The sequence below is a fragment of the Streptomyces sp. NBC_00659 genome (assembly GCF_036226925.1).
Lineage (GTDB): Bacteria > Actinomycetota > Actinomycetes > Streptomycetales > Streptomycetaceae > Streptomyces.
This window is the reverse complement of record NZ_CP109031.1, coordinates 3,336,229-3,352,270: the sequence shown is the minus strand read 5'-3', so window position 1 is coordinate 3,352,270 and position 16,042 is coordinate 3,336,229. Positions and strand designations below refer to the sequence as shown.

13 protein-coding genes are annotated in these 16,042 nt (G+C 72.9%); 8 read left to right on the top strand and 5 right to left on the bottom strand.

Annotated elements, in window-relative coordinates; translation table 11 throughout:
* Positions 1 to 70 precede the first annotated feature (70 nt).
* From OG410_RS14510 to OG410_RS14500, 3 genes are all read right to left on the bottom strand, one after another.
* Positions 71 to 694, bottom strand: a complete 624-nt coding sequence (locus tag OG410_RS14510) for a class F sortase (RefSeq protein WP_329299522.1) — start codon at positions 692 to 694, stop codon at positions 71 to 73.
* A gap of 166 nt (positions 695 to 860) precedes the next feature.
* Complete coding sequence (locus OG410_RS14505) at positions 861 to 1,379, bottom strand: hypothetical protein (RefSeq protein WP_326787963.1); 519 nt, start codon at positions 1,377 to 1,379, stop codon at positions 861 to 863.
* 707 nt (positions 1,380 to 2,086) lie between these two features.
* Positions 2,087 to 3,730, bottom strand: a complete 1,644-nt coding sequence (locus OG410_RS14500; protein ID WP_329299521.1) for a M4 family metallopeptidase — start codon at positions 3,728 to 3,730, stop codon at positions 2,087 to 2,089.
* Positions 3,731 to 3,905: 175 nt separating this feature from the next.
* Here OG410_RS14500 and cutA point away from each other — a divergent pair, with 175 nt between their 5' ends.
* The 3 genes from cutA (at position 3,906) to OG410_RS14485 (ending at position 5,152) form a co-directional block, all read left to right on the top strand.
* Complete coding sequence (cutA, locus tag OG410_RS14495) at positions 3,906 to 4,232, top strand: divalent-cation tolerance protein CutA (protein ID WP_329299520.1); 327 nt, start codon at positions 3,906 to 3,908, stop codon at positions 4,230 to 4,232.
* A 29-nt stretch (positions 4,233 to 4,261) separates the two neighbouring features.
* Positions 4,262 to 4,744 carry a gamma-glutamylcyclotransferase family protein gene (locus OG410_RS14490; RefSeq protein WP_329304124.1) on the top strand — a complete coding sequence of 161 codons (483 nt, stop codon included), beginning with the start codon at positions 4,262 to 4,264 and terminating at the stop codon, positions 4,742 to 4,744.
* Between the two features lie 216 nt (positions 4,745 to 4,960).
* Entirely contained in the window at positions 4,961 to 5,152 is a 192-nt protein-coding gene (locus OG410_RS14485; protein WP_329299519.1) for a twin-arginine translocation signal domain-containing protein, read from the top strand.
* 29 nt (positions 5,153 to 5,181) lie between these two features.
* Here OG410_RS14485 and OG410_RS14480 read toward each other — a convergent pair whose 3' ends face one another.
* A complete protein-coding gene (locus tag OG410_RS14480; RefSeq protein ID WP_329299518.1) occupies positions 5,182 to 7,443 on the bottom strand; it encodes a molybdopterin oxidoreductase family protein in 2,262 nt (753 codons plus the stop codon).
* A 115-nt stretch (positions 7,444 to 7,558) separates the two neighbouring features.
* The gene (locus OG410_RS14475; protein ID WP_329299517.1) at positions 7,559 to 8,272 is read right to left on the bottom strand and encodes a SanA/YdcF family protein; all 714 of its coding nucleotides are present in this window, start codon (positions 8,270 to 8,272) and stop codon (positions 7,559 to 7,561) included.
* 281 nt (positions 8,273 to 8,553) lie between these two features.
* Here OG410_RS14475 and OG410_RS14470 point away from each other — a divergent pair, with 281 nt between their 5' ends.
* From OG410_RS14470 to OG410_RS14450, 5 genes are all read left to right on the top strand, one after another.
* Positions 8,554 to 9,474 (top strand): sirohydrochlorin chelatase, encoded by a 921-nt coding sequence (locus OG410_RS14470; protein WP_329299516.1) that lies wholly within the window; start codon positions 8,554 to 8,556, stop codon positions 9,472 to 9,474.
* Between the two features lie 82 nt (positions 9,475 to 9,556).
* Positions 9,557 to 11,035: a deoxyguanosinetriphosphate triphosphohydrolase gene (locus tag OG410_RS14465; protein WP_329299515.1), complete on the top strand. Its 1,479-nt coding sequence runs from the start codon at positions 9,557 to 9,559 to the stop codon at positions 11,033 to 11,035.
* 93 nt (positions 11,036 to 11,128) lie between these two features.
* On the top strand, positions 11,129 to 12,394 hold the full coding sequence (locus OG410_RS14460; protein WP_329299514.1) for an NAD(P)/FAD-dependent oxidoreductase: 1,266 nt from the start codon (positions 11,129 to 11,131) through the stop codon (positions 12,392 to 12,394).
* 146 nt (positions 12,395 to 12,540) lie between these two features.
* Positions 12,541 to 14,445, top strand: coding sequence for a DNA primase (gene dnaG, locus OG410_RS14455; protein WP_329299513.1), 1,905 nt, complete (start codon positions 12,541 to 12,543; stop codon positions 14,443 to 14,445).
* Positions 14,446 to 14,672: 227 nt separating this feature from the next.
* Positions 14,673 to 15,983 carry an RNA polymerase sigma factor gene (locus OG410_RS14450; protein ID WP_329299512.1) on the top strand — a complete coding sequence of 437 codons (1,311 nt, stop codon included), beginning with the start codon at positions 14,673 to 14,675 and terminating at the stop codon, positions 15,981 to 15,983.
* Positions 15,984 to 16,042: the final 59 nt, after the last annotated feature.

The following is a 16,042-nucleotide window of genomic DNA, read 5'->3' as shown; positions in this document are numbered from 1 at the left end:
GGACTGCCGACGGCGGCCTGCGGCCCACGGCCTGCGCGACACCCGGCGACGCTTCGCGGCTCGTCCCGGGCTACCGGCTGCTGCCGGTGAGATGGGCGAAGACGACCACGTTCCCCTGGTAGCCCGTCGTCGGCGAGTAGCCGCCGCCGCAGGTGATGACCCGCAGTTCGGGCCGGCGCGCGGCGCCGTACACCTTCGCGTCGGGGAAGGAGCGGGAGTCGTACACCTTGACCGCGTCGACGGTGAAGACGGCCGTTCTGCCGTCGAGCCGGTCCACCTCGACCTTGCTGCCCGTGCGGAGCGAGCCCAGGTCGTAGAAGACGGCGGGGCCTTCCGCGTTGTCGACGTGGCCGGCCACGATCGCGGTGCCGCGTTCACCGGGACTGGTCCCGGCCTCGTACCAGCCCGCCAGGTTCTTCTTCCGCGCGGGCGGCACGTCCAGGCTGCCCTGCGGGGTGAGGCCGAGGCCGATCAGGGGGGCGTCCACGCCGATCGCGGGGATGCGGATGCGGTCCGGCGGGGAGTGGGGCATCGCGGGGCCGGTGGACCGCGCACTGTCTCCGGCGGTCGCCGACTGCGCCGCGGACGGCTGGGGAGGCGGGTGCGCCTCGGCGCCGCTGCCCAGCAGCCAGGCACCCGAGCACAGGGCGACGACCGTGACCGACGCTATGACGGCATTGCTGACCCGGCGCACGCGACCCTCCTCACGGGTTCTCTTCCGGGGTGGGACCGGCCGGCGCCCGCGACGGCCGTGGGGTGTTCGACGATGCCGGTCCCTTCCCCCTCCGGGCCGCGAGGGGCGTCGGGCCACGGAGGGGGAGGGACGGCGGTACCGGCGGACGGACAGCGGAGGGTGTCCGTCAGATCCCGTCGCCTCTCGCCCGGCGATGCAGGAGCCAGGTACCGCCCGCGGCGGCGACGGCCAGTGCCGCCACTCCCGCCGCGGTCTGAACGGGGTCGGGGCCCAGCGCGCCGCCGACACCCGTGTCCACATGCCCGCGCGGCTGGACCTGCTCGCGCGTGGCGGCGAGGGTCACCAGGAGGTCGCCGGTGACGCGCCGGCCGTGGGAGCACGTCGCGACGATCTCGTACGTTCCCGGCTGCGCGCTCGGCGGCACCTGGAACTGGCCGATCGCGTCGTGCTCGTGCGCGCTGGCGGCGAGCGTGAAGGAACCGCCGCCCACCGCGCCCGCGTCCCCGCTCGCGGTGCCGTCCGAGCCGCACGCGGCCGTGTTGACGGTGACGTCCTCGCCGGGGACGACGCTGGAGGGGAACACTTCCAGACTTCCGGTGTCCCCGCCGTACACGGGCGCGGCGGCCAGCCCCGCGACGGCGACGGCGAGCGCGGTACCGGTCAGCAGACGGGCGGTACGTCGCATCGTGCCAGCTCCTCCGAGGGGGCGCGGCCCGCGGCACCCCCAAGTGCCGCAGCGTCGGTCGCACCCCTGCGCTTCCGAGGTAAGTGGCACATGACCGCGACCGCTCTCTGATGGGTCGTCAGAAATGATGTGAACGGGTGTCAGGCGGGACGCCGGGCGGGGCGGGAGCCCCGGCATTCCGGCAGGTCACCGGTGTGAACCCCTTGTGCCGCGCACGGGAATCCGAAGGAGCCGGGGCGGGGGTGTGAATGGGTGACCCAGGCGTTGTCCGCCGGGGCTGTTCGGCGAGGGTGCGGGCTCGTTCGCCGGGGAGTCCGAGTTCGTCCGCCGGGAGTACGGGCCTGTCCGTCAGGAGTCCGGGATCGTCCGCCGGCGGCACCCACGGGCCGGCCTGCGGGTGGCCCCGGTCGGCGGCCCGCAGCTGCCCTCGGCCCGGCGGCCCGCTCGTCGGCCCGCCTGTCGGTCGAGGGGGATGATCTTCCCGAGGGCCGGACGAAACGCCCGCTCGAACACGTTTCCACCGTCACCGCGAAGACGGGAGGGGAAGTGAGTGCGCACGGGTCGGTGCGGGAGGACTATCGGCCGCAGGGGACGGACATGCTCCCCGGGAGCCGTGGGCAGGCGAACCTGACGGCGCCTGCCCACGGCGACCGGGGAAGCTCCGGACCCTTCGCGACTCTTCGCGGCCGGAAGACGTCCGGCGCGGGTCAGCTCACGGAGACCGCCGACCAGGCCGCCGCCACGGCCGCGTACTCGGCGCTGCCCGCTCCGTAGAGGTCCTTGGCCGCGTTCAGTGTGGCGGTGCGCGCGCCCGCGTACTTCGTCGACGAGGTCATGTAGACCGTCAGCGCGCGGTACCAGATCCTGCCCACCTTGTCGTGCCCGATGCCGGACACCGTGGAGCCGTTGCAGGTGGGGGAGTCGTAGCCGACGCCGTTGACGGTCTTCGCCCCGCTGCCCTCCGAGAGGAGGTAGGCGAAGTGGTTGGCGACGCCGGAGGAGTAGTGGACGTCCAGGTTGCCGACCGAACTGCTCCAGCAGTCGGCCGAGTTGCCGTCCTTGGAGGGCTTGTCCATGAAGCGGAGGGCGGGCTTGCCGAAGCCGGAGCGGACGATCTCCTCGCCGATCAGGTAGTCACCGGCGTCCGAGGGGTTGTTCGCGTACCACTCCACCATGGTGCCGAAGATGTCGGACGTCGCCTCGTTCAGGCCGCCGGACTCGCCCGAGTAGGTCAGCGCGGCCGTCTTCGAGGTGACGCCGTGCGACATCTCGTGCCCGGCGACGTCCAGCGCGACGAGCGGCCCGAACGTCGAGCCGTCCCCGTCCCCGTACGTCATGCAGAAGCAACTGTCGTCCCAGAAGGCGTTGTTGTAGTTGTTGCCGTAGTGCACGCGGTTGTACGAGCCCTTGCCGTCGCCCGCGATGCCGTTCCGCCCGTGGACGTTCTTGTAGTAGTCCCAGGTCTCGTTCGTGCCGTACTGTGCGTCCACCGCGGCGGATGAGCGGTCCGAAGTCGCGCCCGTGCCCCAGTGGTTGTCGGCGTCGGTGAAGAGCGTCGCGGGCGCCCGGCTGATGCAGATCCCGAAGATGCACAGGTCCGTCTTGTTCGCCGCGTCGCCCGTGTACGTGTTCCCGCGCGTCGGGTCCTTCAGCTGGTACGTCGATCCGGACTGCGTCGTCTCCAGCGGAACCGTGCCGCCGTAGAGCGAGTTGCCGTCGCCCGTCGCCGTCTCGACGCTGTCCCACGCGTCGATCCGCGCGCCGGTGCGGGCGTCGGTCAGCACCGTGCGCGCGACCGGGTTGCCGAGCCGGTCCTGGCCCACCGCGTCGGTGCGCCAGGTCAGCCTCGGAGTTCCGTGCAGGGCGTCGACGATCAGCCGCGGTCTCGCCGTCACTTTCTTCAGTGCCTCACCGGGGTTGGCGGCGCGCAGCGCGTTCACCGCCAGGCCGGCCGCCTTGGCGCCGGAGAGTTCCGGAGTGACGTCGGCCAGCGAAATGGCCTTGCTCGTCGCGCGGTTCGCGCCTCGGTACGAGCCGTCCGGAGCCAGGTGGACCACGAAGTCGCCGCCCAGTACGGGCAGTTCGCGATAGGTCCGGTCGTAGCGCACGTGCTGGGTGCCGTCCTTGTCGACGACGACATCCCGGACGGTGGTGTGCTGAGCCGCGGTGAGACCCAGGTTCGCGGCGTGGGCCGCCAGTACCGAGGCCGCGTTCTCGACGGCGGTCGCCCGGGTCGGCCCGCTGTCGGCGTTCGCGGCCGGGGCGAGCGCGGCGGCCAGCAGGGTGGCCGCGGTCACGGCGGCGCCTGCGGTGGCGAGAGAGGAACCTCGGATGTGCCGTATTCGACTCATCGGTCTCCTTGGAAAGGTGCCTTGGGGAGGGCGTGTGGGGGGAGGGGCCTGTGGGGGAGGCGCTGGAAGTCCGAACCGATTTAAAGGTGCATGACATGTCATGTCCATAGAGATTGCCGAGTGCGTGCGGGATGCGGCGAGAATCGTTTCCGTACCCTCACGAATGGAGGCGATCATGGAACTGCCGGCCTGCCTGGCCGTCCTGACCACGACGGACGCGGCGGAGAAGGCCGAGGCGCTGGCCCGGGGCGCGGTGGCGGCGCGGGTCGCGGCCTGTGCCCAGATCTCGGGGCCGGTCACCTCCGTCTACCGCTGGGAGGGCGCCGTGGAGACGGCCTCCGAATGGCGGATCCAGTTCAAGACGACCGTGGCGCGCTACCCGGCGCTGGAGGCGTATCTCCTGGACGCCCACGACTACGACACACCCGAGATCATCGCGACCCCGGTCGCGGCGGGAAGCCCGGACTATCTGCGCTGGCTGGAGGAGGAGACGGCCCCTTGAGCCCGGTCGGCCCCCGCGGCGAAGCGGAGTTGCCCTTCTTCGTCTACGGCACCCTGCGGCCCGGCGAGCACAACCACGACCTGTTCCTGCGCGGCCGTACCCGCTCCGAGGAGCCCGGACGGATGCGCGGGCTCGCGCTGTACGCGGGGCCCGGATACCCGTACGCCGTCGACGAACCCGGTGGCGCGGTGTGCGGCGAGATCGTGACCGCCCGGGCCGAAGCCTACGAGCAACTGCTGTTTGAGCTGGATGAGTTGGAGGAGTACGTGCCGGGCGACGCGCGCAGTCTGTACGAACGCGTCGCACGTGACGCTGTGCGGGCGGACGGCGTCACGGTCGTGCGGGCCTGGGTGTACGTCGCCGCGCCCGCGGTGGCGGCCCGCCTGCGGTCCGGCGGCAAGCTGATCGAGGACGGGGACTGGCGCGGAGGCAGGGACGGGGACGGGGACTGCCACGGGCAGGAGGGCGGGGACGGGGACGGGGGAGACGGTTCGGCGGGCGGGGCCGGCTGAAGCGCGCCTGTGCGGCGGGGGAGCGGGCGGGATGCGCCGACCGTGCCCCGGCGCGCGTGGGCGGGGGAGAGGGTCCGGGGCGTGCTCGCCGCGCCTGACGCACCTGTGCGGCTGGGCGGGGACGGGGTGTGCCCGCTGCTCCCCGGGTGCGCCCGTGCGGGTGGCCGTTCCGTGCGCCCCCGGAGCCGTGGCCCGTCCCGCCCCTAGGGTGCGGCCATGGCCGACCGCGACTTGACCCGACGACGTCTCCTCGCGCTCAGCGGGGCGGCCGTCGGCGCCACCCTGGGCATCGGAATCAGCTCCTGCTCGACGCAGGCTCCCAAACCGGGCAAGCACCCCGGCTCGGGCTCGACGGAAGCACCCGGGACCGCCGGGAAGTCCGGGCCGGAAGGCCCGAGCGCCCGCTGACGGGCCCGGGCGGCGCAGCGCCCACCCCGTCAGTCCTTCCGCGCCGCCTCCACCCGTACCGCGCACGCCTTGAACTCCGGCATCCGGGAGACCGGATCCAGGGCCGGGTTGGTGAGGGTGTTGGCGCGGCCCTCTCCGGGCCAGTGGAAGGGCATGAACACGGTGTCGGGGCGGATGGCCGTGGTGAGCCGGGCCGGTGCGACGGCCCGGCCGCGCCGCGACACCACCGTCACGGCGTCCCCGTCCGCCGCGCCGAGCCGTTCGGCCAGCCGCGGATGCATCTCCACGTACGGGCCGGGCGCGGCGGCGTTCAGTTCGTCCACGCGCCGCGTCTGCGCCCCCGACTGGTACTGGGCCACCACCCGCCCGGTGGTCAGCAGCACCGGGTACTCGTCGTCCGGCTCCTCGGCGGCGGGCCGGTGCGACACGGGGACGAACCGCGCCCGGCCGTCCTCGGTGGCGAACCGTTCGAGGAAGAGGCGCGGCGTGCCCGGATGCTGCCTGGGGCTGGGGTCGGAACTGAGGCTGGAGCCGGGGCTGGGGTCGGAACTGGGGCTGGGGCTGGAGCCGGAACCGCCCGCCGCCGAGGTGTCCGCGACCGCCGGAGTCCCGTCCGGGGTCTTCCGGAAGGCGTCCGGGGCCCCTGGGCCCGTGCCCCGGGCTTCCGTGCCCGCGTCCGGAATCCCCGGGGCCGGGCAGGGCCAGAACACCCCGTTCTCCTCGGCCAGCCGGCGGTAGGTGATCCCCGAATAGTCCGCCGGACCACCCGCACTCGCCCGGCGCAGTTCCTCGAAGACCTCCTCCGGGTCGGCGGGAAAACCCTTCTCCACGCCGAGGAGCGCGGCGAGTCCGTGCAGCACCTCGAGATCGCTGCGCACCCCCTCGGGAGGGGTGAGCGCGCGCCGGCGGAGCAGCACACGGCCCTCCAGGTTCGTCGTCGTGCCGGTCTCCTCGGCCCACTGGGCGACCGGCAGGACGACGTCCGCGAGGGCGGCGGTCTCGGAGAGGACGACATCGGCGACCGCGAGGAAGTCCAGCGACTTCAGGCGTTCCTCGATGTGCGCGGCGCGGGGCGCGGACACCACCGGGTTCGACCCCATCAGCAGCAGGGAGCGGATGTCCGTCCCCATCGCGTCGAGGAGCTCGTACGCGCTGCGCCCGGGTCCGGGCAGCGTGGCGGGGTCGATGCCCCACACCTCGGCCACATGCCGCCGCGCGGCCGGATCGGTGAGCTTGCGGTAGCCGGGCAACTGGTCGGCCTTCTGGCCGTGTTCGCGCCCGCCCTGCCCGTTGCCCTGCCCGGTGAGACAGCCGTATCCCGACAGCGGCCGGCCCGAACGCCCGGTGGCCAGGCACAGGTTGATCCAGGCGCCCACCGTGTCGGTGCCCTTGGAGTGCTGCTCGGGCCCGCGCGCGGTCAGGACCATCGCGTTCTCGGGCTCGCAGAACATCCGCACGGCGTGGCGGAGCTGGGGAACGGACACCCCCGTGATCCGTTCCACGTACTCCGGCCAGTGCACCATCGCGGCCGCCCGCGCCTCCTCCCAGCCGCTCGTACGGTCCCGGATGTACTCCTCGTCCGTACGTCCCTCGGCGACGACCAGATGCAGCATCCCGAGCGCGAGCGCCAGATCCGTTCCCGGGCGCGGTGCCAGGTGCAGGTCCGCCTGTTCGGCCGTGCGGGTGCGGCGCGGGTCGATGACGATCAGCGTGCCGCCGTTCTCCTTCAGCTCGGTGACGAACCGCAGCGCGGGCGGCATCGTCTCGGCGAGGTTGGAGCCGACGAGGATCACACATCCGGTCCGCGGAACGTCCTCCAGCGGAAAGGGCAGTCCCCGGTCGAGACCGAAGGCCCTGATGCCGGCCGCCGCCGCGGACGACATGCAGAAGCGGCCGTTGTAGTCGATCTGCGAGGTGCCGAGGACGACGCGGGCGAACTTCCCGAGGGCGTAGGCCTTCTCGTTCGTCAGTCCGCCGCCGCCGAACACCCCGCAGGCGTCCGGCCCGTGGTCCGCGCGCGTGCGGGCCAGGCCCCCGGCGATCCGGGACAGGGCCTCGTCCCAGCCCGCGGGCCTGAGGACGCCCCCGGTGCGCACGAGCGGCGAGGTGAGCCGCACCCGGGACGACAGCAGCGCCGGCGCCGTGCGCCCCTTGCCGCACAGCGCGCCCCGGTTCACCGGGAAGTCCGCACGCTCGGTCACCGTGACGCCGCCGCCCGGCGCGGGCGTCAGGTTCATCCCGCACTGCAGGGCGCAGTACGGGCAGTGGGTGGGCGTCACGGAGGCCGTCATGGCCCCCAGCCTGCGGCGGGCGTGTTACGCGCCGGGGAGGCAGGCGTTACGCCACCGGGGCGGAGACCTCCCGCCGGCGCCGTGCCCGCGGTGAGAATCTCCCGGTGGACACGCCCTAGCGGGCCGCCGCCAGAGCCCGGGTCACCCCGTGCTCCTTCGGGCCGAGGAAATGCGGATCCGGCTCGAACACCGCGTCCAGCGCGGCCTTGCCCGCCGCGAAGATCTCCCGGGTGTTGCCGTAGTACCAGGTGGCGTCGTGCCTGGCGGCCACGCCGACGCCGTACGAGCGCACCCCCGCCGCCCGGCACAGGGCGAGAGCCCGGCGGATGTGGAAGTCCTGGCTGATCAGGACGGCCTCGTGGACACCGAAGATCTTCCGGGCACGGACGCAGGAGTCCCAGGTGTCGAAGCCGGCGTAGTCGCTGACGATCCGCCGGCCGGGCACCCCGTGCGCGGTGAGGTAGGCGCGCATCGCGTCGGGCTCGTCGTAGTCCTCGCGGCTGTTGTCGCCGGTGACGAGGACGACCTGGATCCGGCCGGCCCGGTACAGCTTCGCGGCGGCGTCCAGGCGGTGGGCGAGATACGGGGACGGCTCGCCGTCCCACAGGCCCGCGCCGAACACGATCGCGACCTCGGTGCGCGGGGCGTCCGCCGTCGTCCGCAGCCGGTCGCCCGTCGACACGTACAGCCAGGTCGCCGGGAGCAGCGCCAGTACGCACAGGAGCATCAGCGCCTGCACGGCCCGCCGTTGCCCCCTGTGCGTACGCGGCAGGCGCGGCAGACGGGGCCTGCGGAAGCTCGGGCGCTTCGGGCGCGGCAGACGCGGCATGATCGATGTCCCCCAGGTGTCGTCACTCGCGACGGCGCGGGCCCGTGTCCCCGGGAGGGCCGGCGCCGGATTCCGCGCCGGGGCCCGCGTGCCCGTTCAGCAGATGAAGACGCATCGTAGGACCGTTCGGTTCGCCCGGATGCCCCGGCCTGGGCTTTCCCGCAGGAGAGAGCCGCAGGCGGGAACCCTCACAGCGCGCCTCCGCCGTTCGGTGGAACGCTGGAAAACGTCCGACATACCCACGCAACGGCCCGGCAACTTCCTCCCGCCAGGATCGACGTATGACGGCCTCGAACCCCGCTCGCGACGCGTTCTCCCACGGCCTCGGCGGCCCGCCGCCCCGCGGCGCCGACCTCGAAGGCCACCTCGGCAACGCGGCGCAGCTCCTGAACCGGATCGCCGGCCAGCTCGGCAGCAGCCTCGCTCTCGTCTCGCCCGACGGCACCCGCCGCCCGCCGCCGCCCGCCCTCGTCCTGGTCGCCCACGGCAGCCGTGACCCGCGCGCGCTCGCCACCGTACGCACCCTGATGGAACGCGTCCGCGAGCTGCGCCCGCACCTGCCCGTGCACCTCGGCCACATCGAGCTCAACGAGCCCCTCCTCGGCGACACGCTCGCCTCCCTGGCCGGCCGGCAGGACACCGTCCTCGTACCGCTGCTGCTCGGCCGCGGCTACCACGTCCGGCGCGACATCCCCGAGACCGCCGCCGCCGTCCCCGGCCTGAACGCCCGTGTCGCCGGCCCGCTCGGTCCGCACCCGCTGCTCGTGGAAACCCTCTACGCCCGCCTCGTGGAGGCCGGATGGCGCACCCGGATGAGCGACGCGGCCCGCCGCGCGAGCGCCGTCGTCCTCGCGTCCGCCGGATCCCGTGCCCCGGACTCGGCCGCCGACACGCGCCGCACCGCCCAGCTCCTCGCCGAACGCCTCGGCGTCCCGGTCGTCCCGGCCTACGCCTCCGCCGCCGCGCCCACCGTCCCCGCCGCCATGCGCGCGCTGGCCGCCCGGGGCCGCCACCGGATCGCCGTCGCCTCGTACTTCACCGCCCCCGGCCGCTTCGCCACGCAGTGCGCCGAGCAGGCCCCCTGGATCTGCGCCGGACCGCTGGGCGACCACCCGGCGATGGCCCGCCTCGTCCTGCACCGCTACGACCAGGCCGTAGCGGCCCCCGAGCCCTCCCCGGAGCGCACCCTGGTCCCGGCCTGAACCCGGCGCGTCTCCCCGCGCCCGGCACCGCGCCGACGTCGCCCCCGCCCCGATTGTCACCGCCTGCGTCTAGGGTCGGTGCATGGAAGGCATGGCACCGAGGACCGAAGACACCGCACGGCAGACACCCGAAGACACCGCACCACAGGCCCACGAGAACCACACGGCCCACGAGAACCAAACGGCCCATGAGAACCAAACGGCCCACGACGAGTACGACCTGTCGGCCGTCGAGCGCTGGGCCGCCGAGCCCGACAAACGACCGGGCCGCACCGCCTTCCAGCGCGACCGCGCACGCGTGCTGCACTCCGCGGCCCTGCGCCGCCTCGCGGGCAAGACCCAGGTCGTCACGCCCGGAACCCTTCCCCAGGTGCTCGGCGCCTCCGGATCCGGCGGCGCGCCCATCCAGGTGTGGGATGCCAGCCCGCGCACCCGGCTGACCCACTCCCTGGAGTGCGCCCAGGTGGGCCGCGAGCTGGGAGCCGCCCTGGGCTGCGACCCGGACCTGGTCGAGGCGGCCTGCCTCTCGCACGACCTGGGCCACCCTCCCTTCGGACACAACGGCGAACAGGCGCTCAACGAATTCGCCGAGGACTGCGGCGGATTCGAGGGCAACGCCCAGTCGCTGCGCCTGCTCACCCGGATCGAGCCCAAGCGCTTCGTGCGCAGCCGCATGGTCACCTCGGCCTTCGCCGGCGCGGGCGACGACCTCGTCAGCGTCGGCCTCAACCTCACCCGCGCCGCCCTCGACGCCGCCACCAAGTACCCGTGGCCGAGAGGCGCCCGTCCAGCCGATCCGAAGTCGCCGAAGTTCGGGGTCTACGAGGACGACCGGCCGGTGTTCGACTGGGTCCGCAAGGGCGCACCCGGCACCCGTACGTGCTTCGAGGCCCAGGTGATGGACTGGGCCGACGACGTCGCGTACTCGGTGCACGACATCGAGGACGGCCTGCACGCGGGCCACATCGACCCCGCCAGCCTGTACGCCGGACCGGAACGCCGGGAGATCTTCGCCGTGGCCGTCGGGCGGTACGTGCCCGCGGACACCGATCCCGCCGAGCTGGCCGAGGCCCTCGACCGGCTCCTCGGCCAGGAGTGGTGGCCGCACGGGTACGACGGATCGGCCGTCGCGCAGGCCCGCCTGAAGGACGCCACCAGCCAGCTCATCGGCCGGTTCTGCCTGGCCGCGGAGGGTGCCACCCGCGCCCGGTACGGCTCCGGACGCCTCACCCGGTACGCGGCGGAACTCGTCGTCCCGCGGGCCGCCAGGCTGGAGTGCGCCGTCCTCAAGGCGGTCGCCGACCGGTACGTGATGCAGCGCGCCGAACAGGAGCTGCTCCGCGCCGACCAGCGGGTCGTCGTCGCCGAACTGGCCGAGGCGCTCACCGCCCGCGCCCCCGAGGTGCTGGATCCGCAGTTCCGGGCGCTGTTCGACCAGGCGGCCGACGACCGTGCCCGCAAGCGCGTGATCGTGGACCAGATCGCATCGCTCACCGATGCCTCGGCGCGTTCCCTGCACCTCAGACTCACCACGCGTTCCCATGGGGGCGGACAAGTGTGACCCTGCGTGGCCTGATCGGGCCACTACCCCTTCCCGCATCACGCTCCGTGCGGGAGGCTCGCATATGGCGACATCCTTACGAGGAGGCATCAAGTGGTCGACGCGGATCAGACATTCGTCATCGTCGGAGGAGGCCTGGCAGGCGCCAAGGCGGCCGAGACGCTCCGAGCGGAGGGCTTCACCGGCCGCGTGATACTGATCTGCGACGAGCGCGACCACCCCTACGAACGTCCGCCGCTGTCCAAGGGCTACCTCCTCGGCAAGGAGGGACGCGACAGCGTCTTCGTGCACGAACCCGCGTGGTACGCGCAGAACGACATCGAGCTGCACCTCGGCCAGACCGTCGACGCGATCGACCGCGCGGCCAAGACCGTCCGCTTCGGTGACGACGGCACCCTCGTCCACTACGACAAACTGCTCATCGTGACCGGCGCCGAGCCGCGCCGCCTCGACATCCCGGGCACCGGCCTCGCAGGCGTCCACCATCTGCGCCGCCTCGCCCACGCCGAGCGCCTCAAGGGCGTCCTCGCCGCGCTCGGCCGGGACAACGGCCACCTCGTCATCGCCGGAGCCGGCTGGATCGGCCTGGAGGTCGCCGCCGCGGCCCGCGAGTACGGCGCCGAGGTCACCGTCATCGAACCCGCTCCGACCCCGCTGCACAACGTGCTCGGCCCGGAGCTGGGCGAGCTCTTCACCGAACTGCACCGCGAGCACGGGGTGCGTTTCCACTTCGGCGTCCAGCTCACCGAGATCGTCGGGCAGGACGGCATGGTCCTGGCCGCCCGCACCGACGACGGAGAGGAGCACCCCGCCCACGACGTCCTCGCGGCCATCGGGGCCGCCCCGCGCACCGGCCTCGCCGAGGCCGCCGGCCTGGAGATGGCCGACCGCGCGCACGGCGGCGGCATCGCCGTCGACGAGCAGCTGCGGACCTCCGACCCCGACGTGTACGCCGCCGGTGACGTCGCCTCCTTCCACCACGGCCTCTTCGACACCCGGCTGCGCGTCGAGCACTGGGCCAACGCCCTCAACGGCGGACCGGCCGCCGCCCGCTCGATGCTGGGCCGCGGGGCGGTGTACGACCGCGTGCCCTACTTCTTCTCCGACCAGTACGACCTGGGCCTGGAGTACTCGGGCTGGGCACCCCCGGGGACGTACGACCAGGTGGTGATCCGCGGCGACGCGGCCAAGCGGGAGTTCATCGCCTTCTGGGTGAAGGACGGCAGACTGCTCGCCGGGATGAACGTGAACGTGTGGGACGTCACCGATCCGATCCAGCGGCTCATCCGCTCCCGGTCCCAGGTGGACATCGAGGCGCTCGCCGACCCGCACGTCCCGCTGGAGAGCCTGGCCCCGTGACGCCGCCGGACGGCTCCGCGAGGGCCGCGCCGGCCGGCTCGCGGGCCGTCCGCCGTGCCGGGATTTCCGGGGGTGCGCCCCGGACCCCGGCACGGTGGCCGTCCACCTGCCCCGGGAGTGTCGGCGCGGCCCCGTAGAATCACCACGTGGCAGGCAGGATCAATGACGAGGACGTGAAGGCTGTTCGGGACGCGGTCCCGATCGACGCCGTGGTGTCCGAGTACCTCCAGCTGCGCAACGCGGGCGGCGGAAACCTCAAGGGCCTCTGCCCCTTCCACGACGAGAAGTCACCGTCGTTCCAGGTCAGCCCCAGCAAGGGCCTCTTCCACTGTTTCGGCTGCCAGGAGGGCGGCGACACCATCACGTTCGTGATGAAGGTCGACCACCTCACCTTCTCGGAGTCGGTCGAGCGCCTCGCCGCCCAGGCCGGCATCACCCTGCGCTACGAGGAGGGCGGGTACAACCCCGCCCACCAGCGCGGCGAGCGCATCCGCCTGGTCGAGGCGCACAAGGCGGCCGCCCAGTTCTACATCGAGCAGCTCGGCACCAGCTCCGAGGCCGACACCGGCCGTACGTTCCTCGCCGAGCGCGGCTTCGACCAGGCCGCCGCCGCCCACTTCGGAGTCGGCTACAGCCCCCAGGGCTGGGACCACCTCACCCGCCATCTGCGCGGCAAGGGCTTCACCGACAAGGAGCTGGTCCTCTCCGGCCTCGCCCAGGAGGGCCGCCGCGGCCCCATCGACCGCTTCCGCGGCCGTCTCATGTGGCCGATCCGCGACATCGGCGGCGAGGTCGTCGGCTTCGGCGCCCGCAAGCTGTACGAGTCCGACAACGGCCCGAAGTACCTGAACACGCCCGACACGGCGATCTACAAGAAGTCCCAGGTGCTGTACGGCATCGACCTCGCCAAGAAGGACATCGCCAAGAGCAGCCGGGCGGTCGTCGTCGAGGGCTACACCGACGTCATGGCCTGCCACCTGGCCGGGATCACCACCGCCATCGCGACCTGCGGCACGGCGTTCGGCGGCGACCACATCAAGATCCTCCGCCGTCTCCTGATGGACAATGGCTCGGCCCGGGTGATCTTCACCTTCGACGGCGACGCGGCCGGACAGAAGGCCGCCCTGCGCGCCTTCGAGGACGACCAGAAGTTCGCCGCCGAGACCTACATCGCCATCGCGCCCGACGGCATGGACCCCTGCGAGCTGCGTCTCGCCAAGGGCGACGCGGCGGTCGCCGACCTGGTCGAACCCCGCACCCCCCTCTTCGAGTTCGCACTGCGCCAGATCGTCCTGCGCTACGACCTGGAGACCCCCGCCGGACGCGCGGCCGCGCTCGACGAGGCCGCCCCGGTCGTCGCCCGCATCAAGAACAGCGGCGCACAGCACGAGGTCGCCGTGCAGCTCGCCGGCATGCTCGGCATCCTCGACACCCAGTTCGTCGTCAAGAGGGTTGCCCAGCTCGCCCGTTGGGCCCGTGACCGAGGCGGCATGGGACCGGCCCCGGCCGGCGGCCGCCCCCAGCAGACCTACACCGCGACCCAGGCGCCCACCGGCGGCGGCCCTGCTCTCACCCTGCGCAACCCCGTCTTCGCCACCGAGCGCGAGCTGCTCAAACTCGCCCTCCAGCGGCCGGAGCTGGTCGCCCCGGCGTTCGACGCGTACGGCATGGACGAGTTCACGGCCGCGCCCTACGCGGCCGTGCGCCAGGCCGTCATGGACGCGGGCGGCACCGAGTACGGCGTCCAGGACCCCCAGGAGTATCTGATCCGGGTCCGCGACGCCGCCCCGGACGACGTGGTGCGCGCGATGGTCACCGAGCTGGCCGTCGAGGCGATCATGCGCAGGACCGTCGACGAGATGTACGCGGGCGACCAGCTCGTCGCGGTCCGCCGCCGCGCCGTCGACCGCCGCATCCGGGACGTCCAGGGCTCCCTGTCCCGCCTCAGCGCGGGCGGCGACCCGGCCCAACTGGCCGCCGTACAGAACGAGCTGTGGGTGCTTCAGCAGTACGGCCAGGCACTGCGCGAGCGGGGCGCCGAAGCCCTCTGAGGCCGCACCACGGGCCTTCGGGGAGGGTCCGCGAGCGGCCCGGCGGGGCGTGACGGGCGGCCGGAGCGGTCGGCGCACATGCCAATACCGCATCCCCCTTTGAAGGTTTCGTCTCCGCTGAGCTGCGCACTCGTCCTGGACAGTAACCGCGCGGTCACGGACCGGACGCAAAAAGTCACCGCACGCCCCTCGTGGCGGCGATGTGTCGTACTCCACACTGGGTTCCGGTGCCTGAGTCCTCGGAGCGCGGCCGACCCGCACGCGACGGGTTCCCGATTCCCGCGGTTCCGCCAAACGACTGCGGGATGGACAGCGGCGAGGCCGTCGACCCCATCCCCGACGTACCGCTGCCGCACGCCTCAGCAGCGACATTCCTGGAGGTCGCCCCCGTGCAGACCCAGACCCTCGCCCAGACCGACAACGCCACCGACACGGACGCGGATCCCGGCGTCGTCGGGGCGGTCCCCGCGCAGCGGCGTGCCGCGCACCATCCCGAGGGCGGCCCGGAAAGCCCTCCCGAGGCCCTCGGAGAGGCTCCGGAGGCCGAGGTGGAGGCCGAGGTGGAGGTGGAGACCGAGGCCCCCGAACCCGTGGAACCGGCCCGGAGCCGCGCCGCCGACACCGGTGGCCCCTCGTCCGACCTGTTCCGCCAGTATCTGCGGGAGATCGGGCGGATCCCGCTGCTCACGGCGGCCGAGGAGGTCGACCTCGCCCGGCGCGTCGAGGCCGGGCTGTTCGCCGAGGAGAAGCTCCGGCTCACGCCCGACCTGGACAGCCAGCTCGCCCTGGACCTCGACAAGATTGTCGTCATGGGCCGGATGGCGAAGCGCCGGCTCATCGAGGCGAACCTGCGGCTCGTCGTCTCCGTGGCCAAGAGGTACGTGGGCCGCGGCCTGACCATGCTCGACCTGGTCCAGGAGGGCAACCTCGGCCTGATCAGGGCCGTCGAGAAGTTCGACTACGCCCGCGGCTACAAGTTCTCCACGTACGCCACCTGGTGGATCCGGCAGGCCATGTCGCGCGCGCTCGCCGACCAGGCGCGCACCATCCGCGTCCCCGTACATGTGGTCGAGCTGATCAACCGGGTGGTCCGCGTCCAGCGGCGGATGCTCCAGGAACGCGGCTACGAACCCACGCCCGAAGAGGTCGCGGCGCAGCTCGACCTGCCCGGCGAACGGGTGAGCGAAGTCCTGCGGCTGGCCCAGGAGCCGGTGTCCCTGCACGCCCCCGTGGGCGAGGAGGACGACGTGGCCCTCGGTGACCTCATCGAGGACGGTGACGCGACGTCTCCGGTGGAGTCCGCCGCGTTCCTCCTGCTCCGGCAGCATCTGGAAGCGGTGCTCTCCACGCTCGGCGAGCGGGAGCGCAAGGTGGTCCAGCTCCGGTACGGGCTGGCGGACGGGCGTCCGCGCACGCTGGAGGAGATCGGCCGCATCTTCGGTGTCACGCGCGAGCGCATCCGGCAGATCGAGTCCAAGACCCTGAACAAGCTCAGGGACCACGCTTTTGCCGACCAGCTCCGGGGCTATCTGGACTGAGGGGGCTCGCCGGGGCCGTATCGGGGGCGCTGCCCCCGGACCCCCGCTCCTCAAACACC

Coding starts and splice junctions, on each gene's coding strand:
- OG410_RS14505 (WP_326787963.1), bottom strand. CDS start 1,379: ATGCGACGTACCGCCCGTCTGCTGACCGGTACCGCGCTCGCCGTCGCC.
- OG410_RS14500 (WP_329299521.1), bottom strand. CDS start 3,730: ATGAGTCGAATACGGCACATCCGAGGTTCCTCTCTCGCCACCGCAGGC.
- cutA (WP_329299520.1), top strand. CDS start 3,906: ATGGAACTGCCGGCCTGCCTGGCCGTCCTGACCACGACGGACGCGGCG.
- OG410_RS14485 (WP_329299519.1), top strand. CDS start 4,961: ATGGCCGACCGCGACTTGACCCGACGACGTCTCCTCGCGCTCAGCGGG.
- OG410_RS14480 (WP_329299518.1), bottom strand. CDS start 7,443: ATGACGGCCTCCGTGACGCCCACCCACTGCCCGTACTGCGCCCTGCAG.
- OG410_RS14475 (WP_329299517.1), bottom strand. CDS start 8,272: ATGCCGCGTCTGCCGCGCCCGAAGCGCCCGAGCTTCCGCAGGCCCCGT.
- OG410_RS14470 (WP_329299516.1), top strand. CDS start 8,554: ATGACGGCCTCGAACCCCGCTCGCGACGCGTTCTCCCACGGCCTCGGC.
- OG410_RS14465 (WP_329299515.1), top strand. CDS start 9,557: ATGGAAGGCATGGCACCGAGGACCGAAGACACCGCACGGCAGACACCC.